Origin of the sequence: Chitiniphilus eburneus, from assembly GCF_005048205.1 — a bacterium.
Taxonomy (GTDB): Bacteria; Pseudomonadota; Gammaproteobacteria; order Burkholderiales; family Chitinibacteraceae; genus Chitiniphilus; species Chitiniphilus eburneus.
The window spans coordinates 1-5,876 of the sequence record NZ_SUMF01000059.1 but is presented as its reverse complement, the minus strand read 5'-3'; the positions used below and the strand labels follow the sequence as shown (position 1 = coordinate 5,876).

Here is a 5,876-nt window from a genome sequence, read left to right as displayed (position 1 = left end):
CACACTCAGCCCTCGGCCAAAAACCTCCAGCCTCCAGGCTTGGCGGGAACAACCTATTGCAACTCGACACCTAGGGCATGTCATCCAATGTTTCGCGGCAGCGCTGGGCCGAAAAAGCACCAGCCACCAGGCGCATGACGCAGCCAATAACCGGTTATTGGCAAGGCGTGCAACGCAGTGGATGGTGTTTTTTCGGCCCAGCCCTGCGGGTTCGGTGCATTTCGGGCGCCACGCGGCGTCGCCGGCCGCTTGCGGTATCCATACCGCCGCGCGTCCAGCTCCTTGCACGGCATCCCGAACTGCACCGAACGCTGTCGTGAAACATTGGATGACATGCCCTAACCTATCGGCCGCGCCATGAACACCGCCGCCTCGCCCTCCATGACTTCGTTCGGGTCGTAGAGCGAGGTATCCAGCCCGCAGACCGTGAAGCCACGCGACAGGTAGAAGCGAATCCCCGGCAGGTTGGTGTTCTGCGTTTCCAGCCAGAGCTGCCGCGCCGGCGTGCCCAGCGCCACATCGACCACCTTGTCCAGCAGCAGCCGGCCCAGGCCCTGCCGGCGCCGGCCGGGGCGCACGAACAACCCGGTCAGTTCCATGCTGCGGTTCCACGCTTCGTAATGCGCGGTGACGAAGCCATCGATGCCGCCGGCGGGCGACTCCACCAGCCATGCGCAATCGGCATCGACTACGTCGTCGGCCAGTTCTTCCAGGTCGTAGCACTTACGGAACGGCTGGCTCAGCATCTGCTCGCACAGGGCGAAGCTCAGGCCGTCGGTATCCACCCGATAGATGAGTTCGGTGCTGTAGCCAGCATCGAAATCCAGCAACGCAACGTGGTCGTGCTGCCAGTCGATCTTGCGCAATAACATGACAAGCTCCTGCTTGCTCGGAAGGGCATTAGGCGCCGTTTCTCCGCATTGGTGCCCGGCAACGATGGCGGGCTATCCACCGGGGGTGCGCCCAGTGTCGCGTTGCAACAGCCTATCCCGGCACGGTTCGTCGCCAGGCGCGCGGCGTGGTTGCCCGGTGTGGGTAGGGCCTGGAAGGTACGAACGACAGCGCCCCGCTCATGCGGGGCGCCAGGAACAAACCCATCCGGTCGATTCATGGACCAGGAGCGAGCATCGCACAACCCGGCTCGTTGCAATCAGTAAGAGGCCTTCTGCCTGTGGGTGGGTTCGTCAAGGATGCCGATATCGAGGTTCTGGCCATCGGAAAACGCCAGGCTTTCGAAGAAGAACTGAACTCTCAAACTGGATGAGCGCGTCATCTGTATATGCCCGGCATCGTTCTTGTTATGCGGCATGATGGCAAGAATCTTCTTCTTGGACAGAGGGCCGATATCCTCCTCCACCCTGACCGGATAAGTGCCCAGCTCTTTATTGAAAACATCGTAAATGGTCACCAATCCGGCAAACCCGGCCACCGCGCGTTTGGTGTGATTGGATAAATCCAGGGCAAAATGCCACTCCCGCGCATACTCCACGCCGTTTCGACCAAACAATGGCTCGAAGCGGTATCCCGCCACGGTCACCGCAAATTGCTGGCGGATCGCGGCATCGATCTTCGAGCGAGTCTCGGCGTCGCGTTCCGCAGCCAGAACCCGCTGGCGTTCTTCTTCTTTCTGCGCATCGATGACGGCCTGTTTCTCGGCCTCCTGCTTGTTTCTTTCTGCGGCCTTTTCCGCCTGAATGACGTTAAACCGCTGCTGATTGAATATCGCATCCTTGACTGTCCACGCAGTCAGCTCCCCACCCAGGGATTCGCCCTTTTCCATACGTGCGGCCCATTGGCGGAACGTGGCCCGATCAGCCGCGTTCAATCTATTTCCAATGTAATCGACCTCACCCGCTGTGAGAATGCCATCCCCCGGCAACTTTATGTCATAGGGGTCGTAGCAGCCAGACAACCCGACTATTAGCAATAACGAGCAAATCCATCCAATTCGTCTATTCATCGGAAACGCCACCGAATTTTATAATCAGATTACAAAACCATATTGAAGAAAGGATAAACTTGCATGCGTGTTTTTTCAAGCACCCAACAACACCAGACAGGCGGAAAACAAGCAAAAGCCCCGCTGGTAGCGGGGCTTGCTGACGCGAACGCGGCACAACACGGCAACGCCCGGCCTTCGTCCTTATGTTCGGGTCAGTCCTCGGGGCGGCCTCCTCGGTGTCGGCGTGCACAGAGAAAAACGCTTCGCGGCACCGTGCTTCGCGCCCCCCAGCCCACAGCCAACGCATGCCACGTGCGAAGGTGGATTCGCGCTAGCGCCCCTTGGGCGGCACCAGTTCCTTCGGGCGGTAATCGCATACGTCGTTGACCACGCAGCGCCAGCACTCGGGCCGGCGCGCCTTGCAGATGTAGCGCCCGTGCAGGATCAGCCAGTGGTGCGCGTCGTGGCGGAATTCGGGCGGCGTCACCTTGAGCAGCTTGTCCTCGACCGCGCGCACGTCCTTGCCCGGCGCAAGCCCGGTGCGGTTGGCGACGCGGAAGATATGCGTATCGACCGCAATGGTCGGCTCGCCGAAGGCCGTGTTCATCACCACATTGGCGGTCTTGCGCCCCACGCCGGGCAGCGCTTCCAGCGCCTCGCGCTCGCGCGGCACCTCGCCGCCGTGACGCTCGATCAGCATGCGACAGGTTTCCAGCAGGTGCTTGGCCTTGCTGCGATAGAGGCCGATGGTGGCGATATAGGCTTCCAGGCCCTCCTGCCCCAATGCCAGTATCTGCGCCGGCGTGTTCGCCACCGGGAACAGTCGCCGCGTGGCTTTGTTGACGCCCACGTCGGTGGCCTGCGCGGACAGCAGCACGGCGGTCAGCAACTCGAACGGCGTGGTGTATTCCAGCTCGGTGGTCGGCGCCGGCTCCAGTTCGGCCAGGCGTTGGTAGAAGGTACGGCGGGTTTCTTTATTCATGAGCCTATCTGGAAACTGCCTTTTCCATTGAAAAATTCTGCCTCATCAAGCGCCCCGGCAGGGCCGGACGCACAACATGAGCGATCTGCAAGCCACGACTCATCCTCGATTGATCCCACTCCCGCCCTCGCCGCCCCGGGGCCCCCGCCAAGTCGAAGACTTTGCGGGGTGGGTGAGAGGGAGCCTCGCTTCGCTCGCACTGGCATGCATGTCCACGCGGCTTGTCGACGCGGAAGTTCAACCGCGTCCAACAGTCGTGGAGCCGGCCATTACCTCGGGACCCGCAACCCGCCGTGCCGCGCGGCGATCGAGCGCGCTCTTGCCGGCGATGAGGAAGGCCAGCCCGAAGAATGCGCCGGGCGGCAGGATGGCTAGCAGGAACTGGTAATGCGCTTCGGCCGGGATCACGTGGATCACCCAGTCCGCCGCCGCCGCGCCGAACACCAGGTCGATGCCCGACAGCAAGGTGCCGTGCCCGATCAGTTCGCGCAGCGCGCCCAGCACCGCCAGCACGCCGGTCAGCCCCAGGCCCATCATCAGGCCATCGAGCGCGGATTGCGCCACGCCGTTGCGCGACGCGAATGCCTCGGCGCGCGCCAGTACGATGCAGTTGGTGGTGATCAGCGGGATGAAGATGCCCAGCACCAGGTACAGGCCATGCACATAGGCATTCAGCATCAGGTCCACCACCGTGACCAGCGCGGCGATGATCAGGATGAAGATGGGGCTGCGCAGTTCGTTGGGCACGAACTGGCGCAACGCGGCGACGGCGGCCCCCGACACCAGCATCACCAGGCTGGTGGCCAGCCCCAGCGATACGCCGTTGACGATGTTGCTGGAGATGACCAGCACCGGGCACAACCCCAGGATCTGCACCAGCCCGGCGTTCTGACGCCATAGCCCGTTGCCGGCGATTTCGCGCGCCTGTTGTCGATCCATCATTGTTGCTCCTTCGTCGCGATCCACTGCGCCTGCTGTTCGCGTACCAGTTCCAGCGCGCGCTTCATTGCCTTCACCACCGCGCGCGGGCTGACCGTGGCGCCGGCCATATAGTCGAACGCGCCGCCGTCCTTCTTCACCGCCCAGGCGCTGGCGGCGGGGCGATCCAGCGATTTGCCGTCGAACTGATCGCTCCAGGTGGATTTGGCGGCATCGATATAGTCGCCCAGGCCCGGTGTCTCCTTGTGGGCGATCACGCGCACACCCCGCACGCGCCCGTCGCGATCGACGCCGACCAGCAGCCTGATCGCGCCGCTGTAGCCATCGGGCGCTGTGGCTTCGATGGCGAATGCCACCACCCGCCCGTTGCGCCGCGCGGGATAGACGCGCTCGCCGCCCACGCGCGCCGCGTCGGCGGCGGGCAGCACGATGGCGTCGGCCAGCAGGTCGTTGTCGAAGGCGGGCAGTACCTGCGCCAGCAGCGCCACGCGCGATGCCTGCTCGTTACGCGCCACGATATCGCGGGTCAGCCACCAGGTACCGGACATCAACGCGGTGAATACCAGGGCGAATACCAGCAGGGTCAATGCCCCGCGTACGCTGTTGGCGGCCGCGTGCTTCATGCCGCTTTCCCCCGCTTGCGCCCGAACACCGCCGGCTGGGTCAACTGGTCGATCAGCGGCGTGGCGATGTTCATGATCAGCACGGCGAAGGCCACGCCGTCCGGATAGCTGCCGAACACGCGGATCAGGTAGGTCAGCATGCCGGCCAGCGCGGCGTAGAGCAGGCGCCCCAGCGGCGTGGTCGGCGCGGTGACCGGATCGGTGACGATGAAGAACGCGCCCAGCATCGCGGCGCCGGTGCCCAGGTGGAACAGCGGCCCGGCGTAGTGGGCGGGGTCCGCCAGGTGGAACGCGCCCGCCATCCCGGCCAGCGCGCCGAGGAAGCCCACCGGCAACTGCCACGGGATCAGCTTTTGCTGCCAGAGGAAAAGGCCACCCAGCAACCAGCCGAGCACCACCCACTCCGACCCGGCGCCGCCGACATCGCCGAAGATGGGCGCGGTCATGATCTGAGGCAGCGATTGCGCCTGGCCCAGCGCGGTGCGCACGGTATCGAGCGGCGTGGCGGAGGCGATGGCGTCGAAGCCCAGCGCGCCCGGCAACTGTCCGGTGAAGATGTAGGCGATCTGCGCCAGCGCATTCAGTTCGTCGTGCCCCAGGCCGAACGGCGCCGGCCAGCGCGACATCTGCGCCGGGAATGAGACGATCAGCACCGCGAAGCCCACCATCGCCGGATTGAAGGTGTTCTGCCCCAGCCCGCCATACAGGTGCTTGGCCAGCCCGATGGCGATCACCGTGGCCAGCACCACCATCCACCACGGCGCCAGTGGCGGCACCGCCAGCGCCAGCAGCCAGGCGGTGACGATGGCCGAGCCGTCGGTGACGAAGGGCCTGACCGGGTAGCCGCGCAGCTTGAGGCAGGCGGCCTCGGTACCCAGCGCGGCGGCGGTGGCCAGTACGATCTGCACCAGCACGCCGACGCCGAACGCCCATGTGTAGAGCGCGATGCCCGGCAGCAGCGCGCAGGCGACCTTGAGCATGACGATCTGCAACGGTGTGGGCTGAACCAGGAAAGGGGAAGTACGCATGGTCAGTTACCGTGAAGGATCGGGGTTGAGGCACGCGGGGAAACAGCCGGCCCGCGCGCTCGGCGGCTTTCGCCGTCGGGCACGGTCATCGCGCGGGGCGCCTCCACGCTAGGGCGTGTCATCCAATGTTTCGCGGCAGCGCTGGGCCGAAAAAGCGCCAGACACCAGGCGCACGACGCAGCCAATAACCGGTTATTGGCAAGGCGTGCAACGCAGTGGATGGTGTTTTTTCGGCCCAGCCTTCGGGTTCGGTGCATTTCGGGCGCCGCGCGGCGTCGCAGGCCGCTTGCGGTATCCATACCGCCGCGCGTCCAGCTCCTGGCGCGGCATCCCGAACTGCACCGAACGCTGTCGTGAAACAT

At 64.5% G+C, this 5,876-nt stretch carries 6 protein-coding genes; all 6 read right to left on the bottom strand.

Annotation, left to right across the window (positions count from 1 at the left end; translation table 11 throughout):
- Positions 1-338 precede the first annotated feature (338 nt).
- On the bottom strand, positions 339-872 hold the full coding sequence (locus FAZ21_RS19735) for a GNAT family N-acetyltransferase (RefSeq protein ID WP_136775145.1): 534 nt from the start codon (positions 870-872) through the stop codon (positions 339-341).
- Between the two features lie 278 nt (positions 873-1,150).
- Complete coding sequence (locus tag FAZ21_RS19730; RefSeq protein ID WP_136775144.1) at positions 1,151-1,825, bottom strand: DUF2058 domain-containing protein; 675 nt, start codon at positions 1,823-1,825, stop codon at positions 1,151-1,153.
- Between the two features lie 448 nt (positions 1,826-2,273).
- Positions 2,274-2,924: an endonuclease III gene (nth, locus tag FAZ21_RS19725; RefSeq protein ID WP_136775143.1), complete on the bottom strand. Its 651-nt coding sequence runs from the start codon at positions 2,922-2,924 to the stop codon at positions 2,274-2,276.
- A 237-nt stretch (positions 2,925-3,161) separates the two neighbouring features.
- Positions 3,162-3,866, bottom strand: a complete 705-nt coding sequence (locus tag FAZ21_RS19720) for an electron transport complex subunit E (RefSeq protein ID WP_246038796.1) — start codon at positions 3,864-3,866, stop codon at positions 3,162-3,164.
- The gene (gene rsxG / locus FAZ21_RS19715; protein WP_136775142.1) at positions 3,863-4,486 is read right to left on the bottom strand and encodes an electron transport complex subunit RsxG; all 624 of its coding nucleotides are present in this window, start codon (positions 4,484-4,486) and stop codon (positions 3,863-3,865) included. Before rsxG ends, FAZ21_RS19720 begins: the two co-directional genes overlap by 4 nt.
- On the bottom strand, positions 4,483-5,514 hold the full coding sequence (locus tag FAZ21_RS19710; RefSeq protein ID WP_136775141.1) for an RnfABCDGE type electron transport complex subunit D: 1,032 nt from the start codon (positions 5,512-5,514) through the stop codon (positions 4,483-4,485). Before FAZ21_RS19710 ends, rsxG begins: the two co-directional genes overlap by 4 nt.
- Positions 5,515-5,876 lie beyond the last annotated feature (362 nt).